This window comes from Streptomyces sp. NBC_01276 (assembly GCF_041435355.1).
Taxonomy (GTDB): domain Bacteria; phylum Actinomycetota; class Actinomycetes; order Streptomycetales; family Streptomycetaceae; genus Streptomyces.
Genome location: NZ_CP108442.1, coordinates 1,944,070 through 1,962,861, shown reverse-complemented (window position 1 = coordinate 1,962,861; position 18,792 = coordinate 1,944,070). Strand labels below are relative to the sequence as shown.

Genomic DNA, 18,792 nt, shown 5'->3' with positions numbered 1-18,792 from the left:
CGTCAGCCGGATTTCGAACGCTTACGATCCTCTGCGTGTCCAAACTGACCGACGTGCCCAAACGGATCCTGATTGGCCGGGCGCTACGCAGCGACCGCCTCGGGGAAACCCTCCTCCCCAAGCGGATCGCCCTTCCTGTGTTCGCATCCGACCCGCTCTCCTCGGTGGCCTACGCCCCGGGCGAGGTACTGCTGGTCCTGTCGATCGCGGGTGTGTCGGCGTACCACTTCAGCCCATGGATCGCGGTCGCGGTCGTCGTGCTGATGTTCACGGTGGTCGCCTCCTACCGGCAGAACGTCCACGCGTACCCGAGCGGCGGCGGTGACTACGAGGTCGCCAACACCAACCTCGGGCCCAGGGCCGGTCTCACCGTGGCGAGCGCCCTGCTCGTCGACTACGTGCTCACCGTGGCCGTATCGATCTCCTCCGGCGTCGAGAATCTCGGCTCCGCCGTCGATTTCGTCATCGAGCACAAGGTGCTCTCGGCGATGATCATGATTCTGCTCCTCACGCTGATGAATCTGCGCGGGGTCAAGGAATCCGGGAAACTCTTCGCCATTCCGACGTACGTGTTCGTCGGGGCCGTCTTCGTGATGATCGCGTGGGGCGCCTGGCGCGGCCTCGTGCTGGGCGACACCATGGAGGCACCCACCGCCGGCCTGGAGATCAAGGCGGAGCACCAGGGGCTGGCGGGCTTCGCGCTGGTCTTCCTGCTGCTGCGGGCCTTCTCCTCCGGCTGTGCCGCCCTGACCGGCGTCGAGGCGATCAGCAACGGCGTGCCCGCCTTCCGCAAGCCCAAGAGCAAGAACGCCGCCACCACCCTCGCCCTCATGGGCGCCCTGGCCGTCACGATGTTCTGCGGGATCATCGGGCTGGCCATGGCCACCGACGTGAAGATGGCCGAGGCCCCCGCGACCAACCTGCTGGACAACGGCGTCCCGGTCGGCGACTCCTTCGTCCAGCACCCGGTGATCTCCCAGGTCGCCGAGGCCGTCTTCGGCAACGGCAGCTTCCTGTTCATCCTGCTGGCGACCGCCACCGCGCTCGTCCTGTTCCTGGCCGCGAACACCGCGTACAACGGCTTCCCGCTGCTCGGCTCGATCCTCGCCCAGGACCGCTACCTGCCCCGCCAGCTGCACACCCGCGGCGACCGGCTCGCCTTCTCGAACGGCATCGTGCTGCTCGCGGGCGCCGCCATGCTGCTCGTGTGGATCTACGACGCCGACTCCACCAAGCTGATCCAGCTCTACATCGTGGGTGTCTTCGTCTCCTTCACGCTGAGCCAGATCGGCATGGTCCGGCACTGGAACCGCCACCTGCGCAGCGAGCGCGACCAGGCCGCCCGCCGCCGGATGCAGCGCTCGCGGGCCATCAACACCTTCGGCGCCTTCTTCACCGGCATGGTGCTGGTCGTCGTCCTGGCCACGAAGTTCACCCACGGCGCCTGGGTCGCCCTGCTCGGCATGGTGATCTTCTACGGAACCATGACCGCGATCCGCAAGCACTACGACCGGGTCGCCAACGAGATCGCCGCCGCCGAGGGCCCCAGCGACGACAGCGTGCGCCCCTCCCGGGTCCACTCGATCGTCCTGGTCTCCAAGGTCCACAAGCCCACCCTGCGCGCCCTCGCGTTCGCCAAGCTGACCCGCTCGGACACCCTGGAGGCGCTCAGCATCAGCGTCGACGCGGACGAGACCAAGGCGCTGAAGGCCGAGTGGGAGCGGCGCGGGATCAACGTCCCGCTGAAGATCCTCGACTCTCCGTACCGCGAGATCACCCGGCCGGTCGTCGAGTACGTCAAGGGGCTGCGCAGCGAGAACCCGCGCGACGCCGTCAGCGTCTACATCCCCGAGTACGTCGTCGGCCGCTGGTACGAGCACCTGCTGCACAACCAGAGCGCGCTGCGCCTCAAGGGCCGCCTGCTCTTCACTCCGGGTGTGATGGTCACCTCGGTGCCCTACCAGCTGGAGTCCTCGGAGCTCGCCAAGCGGCGGGCCAAGAAGCGCCAGGACTGGAACGCCCCGGGCGCGGTGCGCCGCGGTCCCGTCGACACTCCGCGCCCGCGGCCGAAGGACCCGGCGGGCAAGTAGCGCCGGATAGGGATGGTGAACGGCCGGACGAGATCCACGTAAACTGGTGGGTCGGTCGTCCGGCCGTTTCCCTTTGTCTTCACCTTGACCTCCTGGAGCCTCCCCACCATGACCGAGCAGAACGAGAAGCAGTCACTGGTCGGGGAGGAGTACGAGGTCGAGGTCGGTCCCGTCGCGCACGGAGGCCACTGCATCGCCCGCACCGCCGACGGCCGCGTCCTGTTCGTCCGCCACACCCTCCCGGGAGAGAAGGTCATCGCCCGTGTGACGGAGGGCGAGTCCGACTCCCGCTTCCTGCGGGCCGACGCGATCACGGTCCTCGACGCCTCCAAGGACCGCGTCGAGGCCCCCTGCCCGTACGCCGGCCCCGGCAAGTGCGGCGGCTGCGACTGGCAGCACGCCAAGCCGGGAGCCCAGCGCCGGCTCAAGGGCGAGGTCGTCGCCGAGCAGCTGAAGCGGCTCGCCGGCCTCACCCCGGAGGAGGCCGGCTGGGACGGCACCGTCATGCCGGCCGAGGGCGACAAGCTGCCGGCCGGGCAGGTCCCGCAGTGGCGCACCCGCGTCCAGTTCGCGATCGACGAGGACGGCAACGCGGGCCTGCGCAAGCACCGCTCGCACGACATCGAGCTGATCGACCACTGCATGATCGCGGCCCCGGGCGTCTCGGAACTCGGCATCGAGAAGCAGGACTGGCCCCAGATGGCGTCGGTCGAGGCCATCGCGGCCTCTGGCTCGAACGACCGCCAGGTGGTCCTGACCCCGCGCCCCGGCGGCCGCCTGCCCCTCGTGGAACTCGACAAGCCGGTCTCGGTCCTCCGGGTCGAGGAGAAGGACGGCGGCGTCCACCGCGTCCACGGCCGTCCCTTCGTCCGCGAGCGCGCCGACGGCCGTACGTACCGCGTCGGCATGGGCGGCTTCTGGCAGGTCCACCCGCAGGCCGCCGACACCCTGATCAAGGCCGTCATGCAGGGCCTGATGCCGCGCAAGGGCGAGATGGCCCTCGACCTGTACTGCGGCGTCGGCATCTTCGCGGGCGCCCTGGCGGAGCGCCTGGGCGACACCGGGGCCGTCCTCGGCATCGAGACGACGAAGCGCGCCGTCGAGGACGCCCGCCACAACCTGGCGGACTTCCCCCGGGTCCGCATCGAACAGGGCAAGGTCGAAGCCGTCCTCCCGAAGACCGGCATCACGGAATGCGACCTGGTCGTCCTGGACCCGCCCCGCGCGGGCGCCGGCAAGCAGACGGTCCGCCACATCGCGGGCCTCTCCGCCCGCCGCATCGCCTACGTGGCCTGCGACCCGGCGGCCCTGGCCCGCGACCTGGCGTACTTCGCCGACAACGGCTACAAGGTCCGCACGCTGCGCGTCTTCGACCTCTTCCCGATGACGCACCACGTGGAGTGCGTCGCGATCCTTGAACCGGCCGCAAAGGGCCTCTGACCTGCAGGTTAAATCGGTGCGCGTTATGCGCGCTGTGGGCGTTACGGGCGATATCTTGACGCTGGTCTGACGCACGTGACGCACGTGACGCACCTTTGACGCACGCCGACAGGAATGCCTGACGGATCGTCAACAGTGGGAGGTCGTCTCCCGCACCAGGTTGTGACCCTGGTGCGGGAGACGACCTTTCAGGTTGTGGGCGACCGAGCTGGCACGTGCCTGACCCGAGCTCTGGCTCCCCCCTCCGAACACGTTCTGTGACAAGCGGGGGGCTCGCTTAGCCGGGACCGTACGCGCTCCAGCCATGCAGGAACGGCTGCAGGTCGTCGGCGCGAGGTTCGGGGACGGTCGGCAGGCGGAGCGTTCCGTCGAGTGACGTGTGCAGTCCTGCAGGTGGTGGGTCTGTACGGTGGTCATCGCCGCCTGTACAGACTCGGTCCTGGACACCAACCTTGCCAGTTGGACGTCATGGCGGGGCAGGGCCGTTGAACCGGTCATTCGCGAGAGTCTGTGGCGCCTGGCCGACGACCGGCTCCCTGAGGGGACCCATACCAACGACCCGGAGATCGACATCATCGGCGCCGACCGTGCCCCGATCGCCAAGAAGATCACTGTCATGGGGTCGATCAAGTGGCTGGAGAGTGAACCCTTCGACCACCGCGACCTCGCCCGCCTGATCACCACCGCTCCCAACTCCCAGGCGCGGACGACGACACCCCACCCCTCGCGGTCGCCCGCAGCGACTGCACCGCCCAAGGCGTCATCCACCTGTCGCCCGAAGACCTCCTCACCGCATGGTGATCCGCCCGGAGGGCCCTCACGTTCGTAGGTGAGGGGATTGCATAGCGGCTGACGCCCGTGCAATGGGTACCACGGGCGACCGTGGCGGCCAGCTGTTGGGTAGGCCGACCCGCGCTGCGCTGTCGGCTTCACCGTAAGCCTGACCCGCACGGACGAACAAGCTCAGCCGTCCGGCGGAACCCCGGTGAAACCGCCTTCCGTCGACCTCGCGGGGAGGCGGCGCTGTTCCAGCGCCCCCTCCAGCGACTCCCACGAGCAGTGCCCGTACCGCCACCAGGTCGGCCCGTGCGGCCCGTGTACCCGGAGTCTGTCGAGGGTGGTGACAAGTATGGGAATGACCTTGGTTCGTCTGTCGGCTCGGCCGCCCGAGCCGGATGTGCACGGCTCCCAATACCGGGCGCTCAGTTCCCCAACCGCCTCCATGCGCTGACGCAGCCCGCGGCTGCCGAGACCGGTGAACACCGCGGCCACGGGCGGGTGTTCGGCCCGCTCGACCCCGTCCCATCGGGTCCGCCACAGCAGTGTCCGACGGCCGTCGGTGTCCTCGACCTCGCGTTGGAAGAAACGCTGGTACCGGTCGAACTTGGCAGCGACGATGGCGGCTGTCTCGGTCCCGCAGTCGACCTCTACCAGCAGCAGTGACACCTCCGCCTGCGGGGCGTACAGGACTGCGTCGGCCCGGGGGCTGCCCACGCCCGGCCGGCTCCAGGTACCGCTCGCGGGCAGCGGTACCTCGGTGCTCCACTCGGACAAGTCCCCCAGCCCCGTCTTGCGGGCTTCCCCCATTGCCGGCTGGATGAAGGTGGTGATCGTCTCGTTCACCGCCAGCGCGTGTGCGGCACCGTGCCGGGCGGTTCCGCGTGCCGTGCCGCCCATCTCCTCCGCGCCCCGGCGTAGTAGTGAGGCCGCTGATTCCAGACCGGCCTGAGTCAGTCCCCACAGTTTGTGTCCGTTGGCGGCGTGTCCCTCGGAGACGGTGAGCCCGTGGAGCTGGAGGTCGAGTGCGGCGTTTCGGTGGGCCTTGTTGCTCTTGGCCGTGGGACGGGTGAGCGCCCGGATCTGCTCGGCCGTGGCGACCTTGAGGACGCCCAGGACGCGCAGCACGTCCTGGCGCAGGCCTGCGGTCGAGCCGTACGGATACAACGTTCTCTCGCTCATCGTTCCGTCCACTCACCCGATGATGACGGCGTCCTGGCTGTTCTCCTCGAACTCGCTGAGCTCCCGTCCCCGTACCTTCGGCAGTACGAAGACGAGGACCAGGCAGCCGGCGAACAGGATGCTCTGGAGCAGCAGGGTGCGTTCCACGGACTGGGCGAAGTCGGTGCGCAGGGCCCGGGTGCTAGCCGCCTGCACGACCCGCTGCACAGTGGCGTTGGGGTGATCAGAGGCGCGGCGGCAGCTGGCTGGGACGGTGGTGGGGTCGCTTGCAGCGGCGCGGTCGTGGAAGCAGACGCGGAAGCCGTCGACGACCTGCTGCGCCGGCTCTCCCGTGATGTGCACGGCGGCCAGCTCCGACCTGAGCCGGGGTACCTCTTCGGCGGTGGCCGCGTTCGCCTGGGAGCCGAGCAGCCCGAAGAAGAACGCGCCGAGGACCGCCACGCCGACGGAACTGCCGATCTGTTGCGCCGTAGTGAGCGTGCCCGAGGCCGAGCCGGCGTCGGCCAGCGGGATTCTGGCGAGGATCAGGGTGACCAGTGGGGTGACGGTGAAGCCGAAGCCGAGTCCTGCGACGAGCAGCGGGAGCACCACTTGCCGGGTCTCCAGGTCGGTGCCCCATTCGTGGACGGCCCAGGTGATTCCGAGCGTGCCGATGACGAGTACGGTCAAGCCGATTTGCAGGGCGACGCGCCCGAGTTTGGGCGCGAGGGCGACCGAGACGCCCGAGCCGATGCCGGATCCCAGGGCGTACGGGAGCACGGCGACTCCCGTGTGCAGCGCGCTGTAGCCGAGCCCGGACTGTAGGTAGATGCTGAAGACGAGGAAGAACGGCAGGAATGCCCCATAGAAGACGAGGATGAGCAGCAGTCCTGCGGTGAAGCCCCGGTTTCGGAAAAGGCCGGTGCGGATGAGGGGGGCATGTCCTCGGCCTTCGCGGCGCCGCTCGTACCAGCCGAAGACGGCGAGGACGACCACTCCGGCGGCGGCCATGACGAACAGGTAGGGGGGCCACCCCAGTTCGCGGCCCTGGACCATGGGATAGACGAGGAGCACCAGTCCTGCGGTGACGAGCAGGACGCCCATCAGGTCCTGCTTGCCCGCGTCGGTGGCCCGCGACTCGGGGATGAAGCGGGCAGCGAGAACGACGGCGAGCAGGCCCACGGGGATGTTGACCAGGAAGATGGGGCGCCAGCTCCAGCCGAAGAGGTCGGCCTGGATGAGCAGTCCGCCGACGAGTGGCCCGGTGATCGCTGCTAGGCCGATGACCCCGCCGAGGATGCCGAAGGCCATGCCCCGGCGCTGCGGCGGGAAGGTGACCTGGATGACGGAGTAGACCTGCGGGTACATCAGTGCGGCGGCGAGCCCCTGAAGGAGGCGTGCTGCGATGAGGGTCTCGGCGTTCCCGGCGGTCCCGCACAGCAGGGAGGCCAGGGTGAAGCCGGCCATGCCCAGGATGAAGACGCGCTTGCGGCCGAGCCGGTCGCCGAGCTTGCTGCCGGTGATGAGCAGGACGGCGAACGCCAGGGTGTATCCGGCGAGTACCCATTGGACCTGGGCGTAGCCCGCGTCCAGGCCGTCCTGGATGGACGCGACCGCGACGGTGACGATGCTGACGTCCACGAGTTGCATGAACGCGGCGGTCAGCACGATCGCCAGGATGAGCCAGGGGTGGTGGGGCCCTGGCTCATGCTGCGCCGTCCGTACGGCCGATTTCTCCTCGATTTCGGACACGGGCTTCTCCCTCGGGTGGGTGCGACGTCCCAGAGACTACTGACGTTAGAGATCCCTATCAACGTTAGATTGGTGTCGGTGTCTCGCCCTGGATGCTTTCCGGCCACCCGAAACGGCGACGGCGGCCCCGAGTCGAGTGCTCGGAGCCGCCGTGAGGAGCCATCGGGATCTATGCAGCTGTGCGCTGGTGTACGAAGGCGATCAGACCGCCTGGGCCTCCAGGAGCCACTGCGGATGCAGCACCTCACGGGCCGAGACGAGCCGGAACCCGGTCTCCGTCAGCAGGGCACGCCACTCCTCCAGCGTGTGCTCCCGCCCTCCGTTGTTGACCATCACCTCGATGTCCATGAGCTTGCTCCAGTCGAAGCCGTCGCTCGCCCCCAGCACTGCCTCCACGATCAGCAATCGCTGCTCAGGACGTGTCATCTCCTCGCGGACCCGCTTGAGGGTCTGCCGGACCAGGGGTGAGGGCAGGCAGTGCAGGGTGTTCTTCAGCAGGTATGCGTCGGCGCCGGCAGGCACGTCATCTGGGAGCCGCCCCGCTACGGTCCGCAGTCGCGCCCCGACCTCGTCGTCCGCGTTCCGGTGCGCCTCGCGCACATGCGGCAGGTCCATCAATACGCCGTTCAAGCCGGGGTGTTCAGCGAGCAGCGTACGCAGCGCCGTGCCGTCACCCCCGCCCAGGTCGACGATGGTGTCGAAGCCCGAAAGGTCGTACTCAGCGGACAGTGCGCGCATCACCCCCTGGGTGAGAGGTGCCCAGGCGCCTTGGTAGGTCCGGGCGAGCTCGTCGTCCTGGGCCAGATGGGCGTACATCGAGTGTCCGTGGACCTTGTCGAAGACCGGCCCTTCCTGCCGTAGCGCCTGCATGATGCTGCCGAACGACGTCCACATGGGCTCCTCGCCCATCAGCACGGTGAAGTCCCGCAGGCTCATGGCCGCGTCGGTCCGCAGGCACGCGGCCATGTCCGTCAGCGCCCAGTGATCCGGCTGCGCCTCTCGGAAGACACCGGCCGAGGCCGCCGCCCGCAGACAACGCCGTAACGGATCACTCCGTACGCCGAGCTGCTCGGCGAGCTGCGCGGTGCTCGCCTCACCCTCGGCGAGCCGGTCGGCGACGTTGAGCTTCGCGAGCACGTAGACCGGCTGGGCGATCCACTTGGCGGCAGCGATTCCCATCAGACGGAGATGAGGGGGAATTTGTTCCGAAGCGGTCGGCAGGGGGGTGGGGGTGCCTGCTCCTGGTGCCGTCATCGTGGCCTCCTTGCGTAGGGGTGAACAGACAGAACGGCTCAGGAGCGCCGGTCCTCGCCGAGGGTGACGGGCAGGTGGCGCGGGCCGCGCATGATGAGGTTGTGGCGCCAGGACAGCTCCGCGTACGGGACGTCGAGGCGCATGTCGGGGAAGCGCTCCAGCAGCGCGGCGAGCAGGGTGCGCGCCTCCAGCCGGCCGAGGGCCGCGCCCAGGCAGTGGTGCGGCCCGTGTCCGAAGGACACGTGCGGGACGCCGCTACGGTGGATGTCGAGGGCGTCCGGGTCGGCGTACTTCTCAGGGTCGCGGTTGGCGGCGGCGAGTACGACCAGAATGGGATCGCCCGTCTGTAGACGCTTGCCGCCGAGTTCGAGTGGTTCGGTCGCGAAGCGCCAGCTGGCGGCCTTGAGTGAGCCCTCCCAGCGCAGCAGCTCTTCGACGGCGCTGTCCAGCAGCTCGGGGCGGGTCCGTAAGTCGGCCGCGACGTCCGGCCGGGACAGCAGGACCGCCGTCGCGTTGGTCATCAGGTAGCTGCTGCTCTCGTGCCCGGCAAAGAACAGCTGGTAGGCCAGCGAGAACGTCTCCTGGGGGGTGATCGTCTCCTCGCTGCGGGCTTCGACCAGCATGGTCAGTAGGCCGTCGGGCGCGATCCGCTCAGGATGGTCAAGCAACTCGGAGAAGCAGGTGGTGAGTTCGGAAATAACGTGGGTGAACCCTGCGTCGTCCTCGGCCTTGCCCTGGATGACGGCGTTTGCCAGCTCCGTCAGCATCCCCCGGGCGGGCTCGGGGAGGCCCATCAGCCGGGCGAGCACGCTGATGGTGAAGGGGACGACCAGGGTGGCGGCCAGGTCGGTGTGGCCGGGCGCGGGCAGCTCGTCGATGAGGGCGTTGACGATGCCTTCGACTTCGGGCGCCATGGAGTGGAAACGTCGGGCTGTCAGTGCCCGCGACATCACACGCCGCATGTGGCGGTGTCGCTCGCCGTCGGTGGCGAGGAGGTGCTGCCCGAAGAAGGACTGTTTCTCCTCCATGTAACCCGCCATGATCGCCTCGCGGACCGGCGGCTGGGCATGCCGGGCCTCCAGGCTGATCGCCGGGTGGTTGAGGGCCTGCCGGGCGAGATCGTGGCCGAGGACAAGCCAGGCGTCGAGGCCAGGCCGTACGGTGATCCGTTGCAGGTTGCCATCGTCGAGGAGGGCCCGGTAGGCCGGGTAGGGGTCGACCGCGTGTTCCTGGGCGAAAGGCTGGGGCAGAGCGTTCTTGAACATCAAGGGAACCTGCCGAAAGGGGAGAGATCGGGAGGACGGCACGCCGAGGCCACGCCCAGTGGTGAACGGGGCGCCACCCACAGGTAGGACTGGGCGCCTCTATCAGACCGGAACTACTGCTGGTCCAGCTGCTGGCCCAGCCCGGCGAGCAGGCAGTTCAGGCCGAAGGCGAAGCGCTCGTCCATGCCGGGACGGGTCAGTTCGTCCGCCAGGGCGTGGGCGTGCGGATGCGCGTCTGGGTCGAGATCGTCGAGTTCGGCCCGCAGCTCGCTGAGGTACTGACGGGGCTCCACCCCGCGCGCCACGGCGGCGGAGAGCGGAGAGGTCTCCCACAATACGGAGCCGTGAACGAAGACGAGCGTGTTGTAGAAGCCGTAGGCCGCGGAGCGGTCATCCACCCCGGCGCGGCGGATCCAGCCCAGTTGCTCGTCGAGGTGCCGCAGCATGCTGGGGCCCACCACGAACTTGCTGGTCAGGATGCGCGCCGCGTCCCGGCGGCTCAACAGGTAGCGGCGGAAAGCGTAGGCGAACCGGGACAGGTGCGCCTGCCAGTCCTCCTCGTCCCCGTCCAGGGCGCCGTCGGTCCAGTCCTCCGGCGCGAACCCGGCGAAGAGGGCCTCGGCGAGGACGTCGATCAGGTCCAGCTTGTCTTTGACGTGCCAGTAGAGCGAAGCCGCCTGGATGCCCAGTTCGTCCGCGACCTTGCGCATGGTGAGCGAGTCGAGGCCCTCCCGCTCGATGACCTGGAAGGCAGCTTCGGCCAGGTTCTCCAGGGTCAGCGGGGCGCGGGGCGGTCGCGCGGCCGGCTTCCGGGAACGCAGCTTCCGCCCAGGTGGTAGGGCGCCGGGAGCAGGCACGACGAACTCTCCATCCCCTTGACGCCGCTTCGTACACGCGGGGCCCGAACCGGCTTGGTGCCGGGCTTGGGCGTGCTTCCCACATCATCGACATTGCCGAGGAGACGAACACTACCGGCCACTCAGTCACCAGAGAAGGCGTCGAGGCACTATCGGGCGCCGCAGCAGCACTTCTCACAAGCGTGGCAGCACTTCGGAATGGAACAGGCGCAGATTGCGGCTCATGACGTCGACGCTCGGACTGCCGTAGTCGATCTGCAGCAACAGGGTGTCCAGGGACAGAGCGGCGGACAGTTCCTGGATCTTCTCCACGACTGTGTCCGGGCTTCCGATCACCGCCGTGGAGGTGCTGTGCAGGTCCTCGTCGGTCAGTGCGCCGAAGGTGGTGCCCGCATTGGAGTAGCCCGGGTACGCGGCGGACTGGACGCCGTCCCAGGAGGCCGCGGCCTCGCCCCACACGTCGAGGTAGGACTGAAGCAGAGGCTGCGCGGTCGCGAGGGCCTCCGCGTCGGTGTCGGCGACCATCGTGGGGATGGACAGCGCGATGCGCGGCTCCCGGTCGGGGTGGTACTCCTGGTGGGTCTCCAGGTAGACGCGGAGCATGTCCTGGGTGTGCGCGAGCTCGCCCTTGCGGGGCGGGGAGGCGATGAGCAGCCCGAGGCCCTTCTCCCCGATCCAGGCGAAGCTCTGCCGGGAGCGGACGGCTGCGACCCACACGGGAGGATGCGGGGTCTGCGTCACGGCGGGCAGCGAGTGCGCGTCCCGATAGCGGAAGAAGGGCGTGTCCTCGGACGCCTCCTTCTGCGTCCACAGCCGCAGCACGGCCTCGACGGTGGCCATGAAGCGGTCGCGGCTCTCGTCCAGCGGGATGCCGAGTACCTCGAACTCGTACGGCAGCCAGGCCCGAGCGAAGCCGACGTCGAGCCTGCCACCGCTGATGGCGTCGACCATGGCCGCGTGTGCCGCCAGCTGGACAGGGTGGTGGAAGGAAGCCTGAACGCCACCCGTCATCAGCCGGATCCGGCGCGTCTGCGCGGCGACGGCGGTGAGGAACGTGAGTGGGCTTGGGCAGTAGCCGCCGTAGTCTTTCAGGTAGTGCTCGGTCATCTTCACGTAGTCGAAACCGAGTTCGTCGGCCAGGCGCGAGACCTCCAGCACATCCTCGAAATAGCGGACGGGTGAGGTGTGTTCCGGCCGGCAGTCCGGAAGCAGGGAAATGCCAAATTTCATGGTTCCTCCAATTTCGGTGTCATTCGGATGTGCTCGGCGTATGTCGATTTGTGCGGATTCAGGCGAGGGTGACGAGGAGGAAGGCGAGGTGCGCGGCGACGAGCGCCGGCAGAGCGTCCGTCGACCACAGCAGCCAGGAGTGCGCGACGCCCACACCCAGGGCCACGGCGACGGCGTCCACCACACCCCGCTTGGAGAGCGCTGGCGCCAGGGCCAGGGAGGCCAGCATCCCCAGGGCGATGGCCGCGGCGGGTCCCCAGTGCGCCACGCGTGCGGCTCCGACGAGGGCCGCCCGGACGGTCTCGGCCACCAGCGCCGTGCCGACCAGCGAGGCCCATGGCAGCCGACGGTCCTTCGGCCGCAGCGGTGCCAGCGCCGGACCGTCCGCCAGAGGCAGCCAGTTGGCGTGCGAGACCTGAACGCGTTCCAGCACGCTCACTCCCGCCGTGCCCAGCAGCCCGGCCAGGGCCGCCTCCCCGACGCCCAGCGCGACGCCGGGCGCGATCAGCAGAGCCCCGTCCGTACCCCCCAGCCCAGGCACCCGCCAGGTCACCAGCAGCGTCACGGGCACAGGTGCCAGCAGCAGCGCCCTGCGCGGCCCCGTCGCATTGATCAGGCGCGGCCACAGGTACCACCAGCAGGCTGCGGCGGCAGCCAGCACGACCGCGACACGGACCGCCCACAGGAGCGTCGTCATCGCTCCCCCGTGGTGCCGAGGGCCCGTTGGTAGCGCCAGTACTCCCAGTTGAACAAGGCATGTCCCACCAGTCCGGCGACGATCCCACCTGACAGCAGGAACGCCGCGGCCGTCATGAGCGAGAGCGGGAGTTTGGCCAGCGCCTGCGGCCATCCGAACGGCAGGTGCGCCAGACAGAACGCCACCACGGCAAGCACGATCAGCGCGGCCCCCGCGACCCCTCCCAGATCCAGCCCCAGCCGCCCCAGCACGCCCCGGTACACGGCCTCCTCCAGCACGGCCCCCGCCAGCAGCGCCCCCAGCCCGACCCTCGTCTCCCGGTCCCGTTCCTTCACGGACCAACGGTTGCCGCCGCGTGCCGACGGGTCCGGTGTGTTCCGTATGGCGGCGCCGGGAACCGCCCGGCGGGCGGCGAGGCCCACCGGGCGGGCAGCGCCCGCCCGCGAGGGTGTGGAAGCCCCCCGGGCCCGTTCGGTCGGTGCCGTGCGGGCCCGCGCGCGGGCCGTGAAATGGCGGGTGATCCTGCGGTCGGCGATCTGCGCGGCACGGCCGAGGGCCAGTCCCAGCGGAACGCAGACGACCACCCAGTACAGCCCCCCGTCGTGCACGACACCGGGACCCAACAGCAGGCCGCCGGTGCCGGTCAAGAGAGCGAGAACGAACAAGTAGACCGTGAGGGTGGACAGCTTGGGCCAACGGTCTTCGAGCCAGCGTCCGTGCACCCGGGTGGCCAGCGGCATCGGTGCCAGCGACCACACCGCCAAGGTCGTAAGCAGGAACCGGTCCATGGCTCACGGGTAGGGGTGCGGGAGCCGGTGGGTGAAGCCCCCGTACGCCGCGAAGCGCGGGTGCGCGATCGGCGGTGCGCTCGGCAGCGGGAGGCTCAGCGTGTCCGGGGACCACGCCCGGATGACGGAGAAGCCGAGCTGGCGGATGTCCACCGAGGTGAAGTCGGCTCCGAAGAGCCGCTTGCCGCTGTTCCGGAAGGCATCCAGCAGGGAGCGGGCGATCTCCCGGGTGGGACGTTGCTCGTCGGCAGGGAGGTCACCGGCCCTGACAATGGTGTGCCGGGCGAAGCGCTCCTCGACGGTTCGCGCGCCCTCGACACCCGCGTAGTAGGCGACGTTCTGGTCCAGGTCGAAGATCTGGCCCAGACGCTCGCTCAGCGGTACCTCGGCGCCGGTGCCGAGCCGGTCCTCGACGGCGGACCAGCCGGCGAGGGTCTGGACACCCACGGTCTCCAGCAGGGCCCGGTACATGGACCGCACCAGGGAAGGACCGCTGCCGAGGCCGACGCTCACCGCCGGGATGATTCCCTCGGGTTTGCGCAGGATGCACGCCACGTTGAAGCCGGGCAGGTCCGGGCTGGGCAGCAGATGGAACTCGGGCTCCAGCCCGCCCCGCAGCCGCCGGGTGATGACGTCCTGGAGCAGAGTGGTGCGCGCGTCGGGCTCGATGCGCAGGCTCGGCGTGGCGCTGTGCCAATGTCCGACGGCAGCGTCGACCTGGGCGATCTCGTACAGGGCCGACAGGAAGGCAGCCTCCGGAGCGGTGTGGGCCGCAGTGCCGGTGGTCACCGCGGGCAGCGTCCAGGGCTCATCCGGACCAGGCAGGTTGCCGAGCAGGAAGTGGTGGGCGGGCACGTACTGTTCGCTGTCGTCAAGCAGCGAGGGGACCTTCACCCAGTCCATGGGAATGGCAGGTGAAAATGCCTGGAAGGGGAAGCCGTCGGCAGCCAGCTGCTCAGGGAGGAACAGCTGGAACACATCTGCGTCGACCACGGGCTCGCCGCGCTCAAGCAGCTCCTCATGAGAGGCACGGACGACCGGGAAGCGGCCCTCGACGCACGCGGAGAAGCCCGCGTAGCGTTCGAGTGTCTCGCCGAGGATGCGGATGCGTGCCTCGAACGGCACGGTGCCGTAGCCGCCAATGTGGTAGGCGCCCGGTTTGGCGGGTTCGCGCCCGAACCACTGCTGTACGTTCGTGAGTTCGGCGCCTTCCACGAAAAGCCGGGGGTGCGTGGGCGCCTTGTTGAGGCTGCCGGACGTGGTCATGATCCCGCACAGTGCGCCCTGCATGCGGCGGTGGATCTCGCGGGCTCGGGCGTCCTCGTCGCCCAGCACCCGGATGTCCGCGCCCTGGAAGACGGTCGTCGTCTCACTCACCGGCCCACGTCCTGGCGTCGAAGTACAGGTGCGTGTCGTCACGGCCGGCGAGCGGGGAGCAGCCCCGGCAGCCCGGCAGCTGGAGCACGTCGCTCCAGGTGATCTCCATGGTGGGCACGTAGATGCCCAGGACCTTACCGACGCTGAAGTTACTGCCCGCGGCAAGGAGGTTGATGGCTTCCAGTGCGGCGTGGCCGACGAGGGTGGTGCGCATCGCGCTGAGCAGCGCGGGTTCGCCAGTGAGGACCTGGCCCACTGAGAGGGCCTCCTTGTAGCGCTGGTACGAGGCACTCTCGCGGATGTTCATCCCGACGCGGGTCTCGAAGCACTCGTAACAGGCGGACCGGCCGGGGATCACGGTGGGGCCGATGAACAGGAACGGGCCGTCGACCCCGGTGTGGAGCCAGGGGACGCCGAGCTCCTGGGTGACTCGGTTGATGAGCTGGGACCGGAACGGGTTGACGACGGCATCGACGGTGACAAGGACCGAGCCGCGCAGCTCCTCGACACTGCGGGTCAGCTCGGCCAGCCTGAGTCCGTCGTTGAGGGTGTCAGCCCCAGCCCGGGACAGCGCTTGTACGACGGGGCTCTGCGCGGCGAGGACCTCAGCCTTCACGTCGCCCGCCTCCGAAATCGAGGCGGCGAGGTGCTCGGCCAGGACAGGGTCGCCGAGAACGAAGACCCGCTTGGACGAGGTCATCTCGGCGTCCGCGGTACGCAGCGGGCCGACCGTCTCCAGGTAGGCATCCAGGGCGCTGCGCGGGCCCCACTCCAAGGCGTCGAGCGTGGCGAGGTGGTCGATGACCGCCTCGACCTCGGCGCGGGGGACCCCGACCTGGGAGGCCAGTTCGCGGTGGGACAGCGAGCCGTCGAGGCCGCGCACGAGGGCGTGCAGCTTTCCCGAGGCGCGCTCATCGGTCAGGGTGAAGGAGCGGTGGCTCCACACCCCCGTCCTGATCTCGACCACGTCCGGGCTGTGTCCGATGACGGAATAGGAGCGCCTGAGGCGCGGTTCGCCATACTTCTCGTTTTTAACTGACATGAAAGGCTCCTCAATCGGCACGCGAAATCAACCGGCGGCCGTAACGACAACGGAGATATTTTGTCAGGGCGACACATGCCCCAGGATGATCAGGTGAACGGCGGTGCGGAAGAGACCGTCGAGCCCCAGAGCGTCGTCCATGTCGTCGTCGTAGAAGCTGGAACTGTCCAGGCTGCCAAGTCCGAGTGCAGTGGCCGCCAGATGGATGTTCTGGCTGATTCCGCCAGCTTCGTGGAACACGAAACGCATTCCACGCGGACCGTATTTGCGCATGGCGCGCCACGGTTGGGCGACCAGCAGGACGAAGCCGGCGCCCAGCCGCGCTTCGGTGCTTCCACTCTCCATAACAGCGGCCGTTGCAGCGTTCAGCATGTCTGCGCCGCCGTGCATGGCCAGGGAATCCTCGTGCGGCAGATACCGGTAGATACCAGGTGCCACTCCTGGTATGTTCAGGGCCCCGATCCAGACTTCGACCGGATAGAGTCCGCCGCCGCTGGGTACGGTCCGCAGGCGCAGCGAAACTTCGCTGCCAGATTCCAGGACAGCGTCGATCTCGGCGGTTTCCGAATTGGCGTAGCGCAGGATCGTGGCGAGGTCGTCGAGGGTAACCGGGAGGCCCGCGAAATCCCGGACACTGCGGCGGCCCGCCACCGCGTCGGTCAGGGATGCCTCGGGCTCGCTGCCCGGTGGCAGCGCCAGGCGTAAGCCCTCGGGGGCCTCCTTGCCGAGCCGGGACAGGGCCAGGGCCACCGGATCGGTGAAGTAATGCGTGACGGAGAGCTGGGTGTCCCGGTCGTGCCGCCGGTTTCGGCTGGCCAGCAGGAATTCCTCCGCGACGCGCGGCAGCGCTGCCTGGCCGAGGTTGTCGAATCGCGCCTCATGGGTCCGAAGGCCGAGGGATTCGAATCCAGCGGAAAGACTGCGGCATTCTGTGGTGACCAGCGCATTCCGCACTTCGTCGAGTGTTACCAGTGGATTCTCTGCCACGGGGTCAACCCTCCAGAGTCTTGTTGATTCCGAGGCGGGTGGCCGGGACGCAGGGTCCCGGCCACCCTTCACATGTCGGAGTTTTCTCCGCGCTCAGACGACTACCGGCGGGCGATAGCCGCGGTGCAGCAGCACGCGCCGGGGACCAGGACGGCCTCGGTGCGGTTGGCGTCGGAGAGTGCCACCTGCTGGGTCTGGTTCCGCGTCTCGGCGGTTGCAATGGAACGGATCTGCATCTATCTCACCTTTCTGGGAATCTTTCGAGCAGCCAGAATGAAAGGGAAGGCGCCTTACTTGAATTCTCTATCGGTAAGTCTCCAAATCCCTGCCGCGTGGTTTTGCGGCGACTGCAGAACTCATCTAACTATCGTAGTTTGTTGGCGTCAACCAGCTTCAGGCGCCCATTGTGCAACCTCTCACGGGCTGGAATGCGGGCGTTTCTCGATCACCTGTAGGCTCCATCAGCGGTTTTCTCCAGCGGGCGGCATGAAACGGAAGCTTCGCAAAGTGACTCAGGTCACATGGTCGGCGCCTCTGGGGTGGAGGCGAACGGGCCAAACGGCCCGAAACCACTCTTGGGGCAGGGCAGTTGTGGCGGATGATGCGTGGTCGTTCGCTCGTTCCAGCTGACGGCCGCCGCTTCCCCCCATTGCCGTTTTGGTGGCCCCGCAATGGGGCGCCCGGCCTCCGGAGTTGGCATGACTTTCTCCCCCTGTCGAACACGTGGCCTGAGGGGTGGTGTCACCGTCTCTGGAGGCATCGACAGGCCGCTGATTAGGGGCATGACCACCGGCCTTCGCAGGTCGGGAGGCTCTTCGTAATGTGGATGTGGCGATCGGTGCCGTGGGACGGCCAGGCGGGGAGGACCAGAGGAGGCGCGTGATCGACGTCAGTGACATCGGCGCTTTCCTCGGCCTGGATGTCGGCAAGGGCGAACATCACGCCACTGCCGTCACCCCGGCCGGGAAGAAGGTCTTCGGCAAACGGCTCCCAACAGCGAGCCCAAGCTCCGCGAGGTGTTCGGGAAGCTGAAGGTCAAACACGGGACCGTGCTGGTGATCGTGGGCCAGTCCGCCTCTATCGGCGCCCTGCCGCTGGCGGTGGCACGGGGCATGGGCTGCCGGTTGCCTATCTGCCCGGGCTGACGGTGTGGCGGATCACCGACCTCTACCCCGGCGAGGCCAAGACTGACGCCCGTGACGCCTTCGTCATCGCCGATGCCGCCCGCGTCATGCCCCATACGATCCGCTCGGTCGACCTCGAAGACGAGACCATCGCCGAGCTCGAGATGATCGTCAGGTTCGACGACGACCTGGCCGGCGAAGCAACCCGGATGAGCAACCGGCTCCGGGACCTGCTCACGCAGATCCACCCCACTTGGAGCGCGTCCTGGGCCCGCGCGTCCAGCACCCGGCCGTCCTCACTCTGCTGGAACGGTTCGGATCCCCGGCCCAGATCCGCAAGGCCGGACGCCGCAGGCTCGTGACCTTGCTGCGGTCGAAGGCCCCGAGGATGGCCGAGCGACTGGTCGAGGAGATCTTCACCGCGCTGTACGAGCAGACCGCGGCCGTTCCCGACACGGACGCGGCCGCGCTGATGGTCCCGAGCCTGGCCGGATCGCTGACCGCCGCCCTTGACCAGCGGAAACTGCTGGCCTGGCGGATCGAGGAACTGCTGGGGGCCCACTCCATTTCCAAGGTCCTGACCTCGATGCCGGGCATCGGCGTCAGGACCGGAGCCAGGATCCTCATCGACGTGGGCGACGGAGTTCGTTCCCCGCCGCCCACCTCGCCGCCTGCGCCGACCTCGCCTCGGCCACTCGCAACTCGGGTTCGTCGATCCGGGGCGAGCGACCCTCCCGGAGAGGAAACAAGCAGCTCAAACGGGCCTTCTTCCTCTCCGTGTTGGCCTCCCTCGCCGACCCGGCATCCCGCATCTGCTGCGACAAAAAGATCAGCTCGCAAGGCGACGACCCGACGTCCTCTTCGCGATGCTCCGCGACGGCACGTTCCGCGAACCCCAACCCGCCCCATCGGCTTGACCAAACCCATATTGATCCGAATCGCTTTGCGTTC

General features: G+C 68.5%; 15 protein-coding genes and 1 pseudogene. 4 read left to right on the top strand and 12 right to left on the bottom strand.

Annotation, left to right across the window (positions count from 1 at the left end; all coding sequences use genetic code 11):
* Nucleotides 1–35 precede the first annotated feature (35 nt).
* The 3 genes from OG295_RS08170 to OG295_RS08160 all read left to right on the top strand — a co-directional run bounded on the left by OG295_RS08170 (nt 36) and on the right by OG295_RS08160 (nt 4,359).
* Nucleotides 36–2,090 (top strand): APC family permease, encoded by a 2,055-nt coding sequence (locus tag OG295_RS08170; RefSeq protein ID WP_266842947.1) that lies wholly within the window; start codon nt 36–38, stop codon nt 2,088–2,090.
* A gap of 108 nt (nt 2,091–2,198) precedes the next feature.
* Nucleotides 2,199–3,530, top strand: a complete 1,332-nt coding sequence (locus OG295_RS08165) for a class I SAM-dependent RNA methyltransferase (RefSeq protein ID WP_371676286.1) — start codon at nt 2,199–2,201, stop codon at nt 3,528–3,530.
* Nucleotides 3,531–3,939: 409 nt separating this feature from the next.
* Entirely contained in the window at nt 3,940–4,359 is a 420-nt protein-coding gene (locus tag OG295_RS08160) for a hypothetical protein (protein WP_371676285.1), read from the top strand.
* A gap of 134 nt (nt 4,360–4,493) precedes the next feature.
* On the opposite strand, the gene OG295_RS08155 is transcribed toward OG295_RS08160, so the two are convergent.
* The 12 genes from OG295_RS08155 to OG295_RS08100 form a co-directional block, all read right to left on the bottom strand.
* Nucleotides 4,494–5,489 (bottom strand): replication-relaxation family protein, encoded by a 996-nt coding sequence (locus OG295_RS08155; RefSeq protein WP_371676284.1) that lies wholly within the window; start codon nt 5,487–5,489, stop codon nt 4,494–4,496.
* 12 nt (nt 5,490–5,501) lie between these two features.
* Nucleotides 5,502–7,220 (bottom strand): MFS transporter, encoded by a 1,719-nt coding sequence (locus OG295_RS08150; protein ID WP_371676283.1) that lies wholly within the window; start codon nt 7,218–7,220, stop codon nt 5,502–5,504.
* A 201-nt stretch (nt 7,221–7,421) separates the two neighbouring features.
* The gene (locus OG295_RS08145) at nt 7,422–8,399 is read right to left on the bottom strand and encodes a methyltransferase (protein WP_371676282.1); all 978 of its coding nucleotides are present in this window, start codon (nt 8,397–8,399) and stop codon (nt 7,422–7,424) included.
* Nucleotides 8,400–8,512: 113 nt separating this feature from the next.
* A complete protein-coding gene (locus OG295_RS08140) occupies nt 8,513–9,739 on the bottom strand; it encodes a cytochrome P450 (protein WP_371676281.1) in 1,227 nt (408 codons plus the stop codon).
* Nucleotides 9,740–9,852: 113 nt separating this feature from the next.
* Nucleotides 9,853–10,596, bottom strand: coding sequence for a TetR/AcrR family transcriptional regulator C-terminal domain-containing protein (locus OG295_RS08135; protein WP_371676280.1), 744 nt, complete (start codon nt 10,594–10,596; stop codon nt 9,853–9,855).
* A gap of 174 nt (nt 10,597–10,770) precedes the next feature.
* Nucleotides 10,771–11,826, bottom strand: coding sequence for an LLM class flavin-dependent oxidoreductase (locus OG295_RS08130; RefSeq protein ID WP_371676279.1), 1,056 nt, complete (start codon nt 11,824–11,826; stop codon nt 10,771–10,773).
* A gap of 58 nt (nt 11,827–11,884) precedes the next feature.
* The gene (locus tag OG295_RS08125) at nt 11,885–12,523 is read right to left on the bottom strand and encodes a hypothetical protein (protein WP_371676278.1); all 639 of its coding nucleotides are present in this window, start codon (nt 12,521–12,523) and stop codon (nt 11,885–11,887) included.
* Nucleotides 12,520–13,311, bottom strand: coding sequence for a CPBP family intramembrane glutamic endopeptidase (locus OG295_RS08120; protein WP_371676277.1), 792 nt, complete (start codon nt 13,309–13,311; stop codon nt 12,520–12,522). Before OG295_RS08120 ends, OG295_RS08125 begins: the two co-directional genes overlap by 4 nt.
* Before the next feature lie 3 nt (nt 13,312–13,314).
* On the bottom strand, nt 13,315–14,688 hold the full coding sequence (locus OG295_RS08115; protein WP_371676276.1) for a YcaO-like family protein: 1,374 nt from the start codon (nt 14,686–14,688) through the stop codon (nt 13,315–13,317).
* Nucleotides 14,681–15,730 (bottom strand): TOMM precursor leader peptide-binding protein, encoded by a 1,050-nt coding sequence (locus OG295_RS08110; protein ID WP_371676275.1) that lies wholly within the window; start codon nt 15,728–15,730, stop codon nt 14,681–14,683. Before OG295_RS08110 ends, OG295_RS08115 begins: the two co-directional genes overlap by 8 nt.
* A gap of 63 nt (nt 15,731–15,793) precedes the next feature.
* Nucleotides 15,794–16,717: a SagB/ThcOx family dehydrogenase gene (locus tag OG295_RS08105; protein WP_371676274.1), complete on the bottom strand. Its 924-nt coding sequence runs from the start codon at nt 16,715–16,717 to the stop codon at nt 15,794–15,796.
* A 101-nt stretch (nt 16,718–16,818) separates the two neighbouring features.
* Entirely contained in the window at nt 16,819–16,953 is a 135-nt protein-coding gene (locus OG295_RS08100) for a hypothetical protein (RefSeq protein WP_371676273.1), read from the bottom strand.
* A 643-nt stretch (nt 16,954–17,596) separates the two neighbouring features.
* Between OG295_RS08100 and OG295_RS08095 the strand changes: the two are divergent.
* Nucleotides 17,597–18,758: pseudogene (locus tag OG295_RS08095) on the top strand (IS110 family transposase).
* The last annotated feature ends 34 nt before the right edge of the window (nt 18,759–18,792 follow it).

Excerpts from the sequence above, each read along its gene's own strand:
- OG295_RS08125 (WP_371676278.1), bottom strand. The coding sequence starts at position 12,523 with ATGACGACGCTCCTGTGGGCGGTCCGTGTCGCGGTCGTGCTGGCTGCC.
- OG295_RS08165 (WP_371676286.1), top strand. The coding sequence starts at position 2,199 with ATGACCGAGCAGAACGAGAAGCAGTCACTGGTCGGGGAGGAGTACGAG.
- OG295_RS08155 (WP_371676284.1), bottom strand. The coding sequence starts at position 5,489 with ATGAGCGAGAGAACGTTGTATCCGTACGGCTCGACCGCAGGCCTGCGC.
- OG295_RS08130 (WP_371676279.1), bottom strand. The coding sequence starts at position 11,826 with ATGAAATTTGGCATTTCCCTGCTTCCGGACTGCCGGCCGGAACACACC.
- OG295_RS08120 (WP_371676277.1), bottom strand. The coding sequence starts at position 13,311 with ATGGACCGGTTCCTGCTTACGACCTTGGCGGTGTGGTCGCTGGCACCG.
- OG295_RS08145 (WP_371676282.1), bottom strand. The coding sequence starts at position 8,399 with ATGGGAATCGCTGCCGCCAAGTGGATCGCCCAGCCGGTCTACGTGCTC.
- OG295_RS08140 (WP_371676281.1), bottom strand. The coding sequence starts at position 9,739 with ATGTTCAAGAACGCTCTGCCCCAGCCTTTCGCCCAGGAACACGCGGTC.
- OG295_RS08110 (WP_371676275.1), bottom strand. The coding sequence starts at position 15,730 with ATGTCAGTTAAAAACGAGAAGTATGGCGAACCGCGCCTCAGGCGCTCC.
- OG295_RS08100 (WP_371676273.1), bottom strand. The coding sequence starts at position 16,953 with ATGCAGATCCGTTCCATTGCAACCGCCGAGACGCGGAACCAGACCCAG.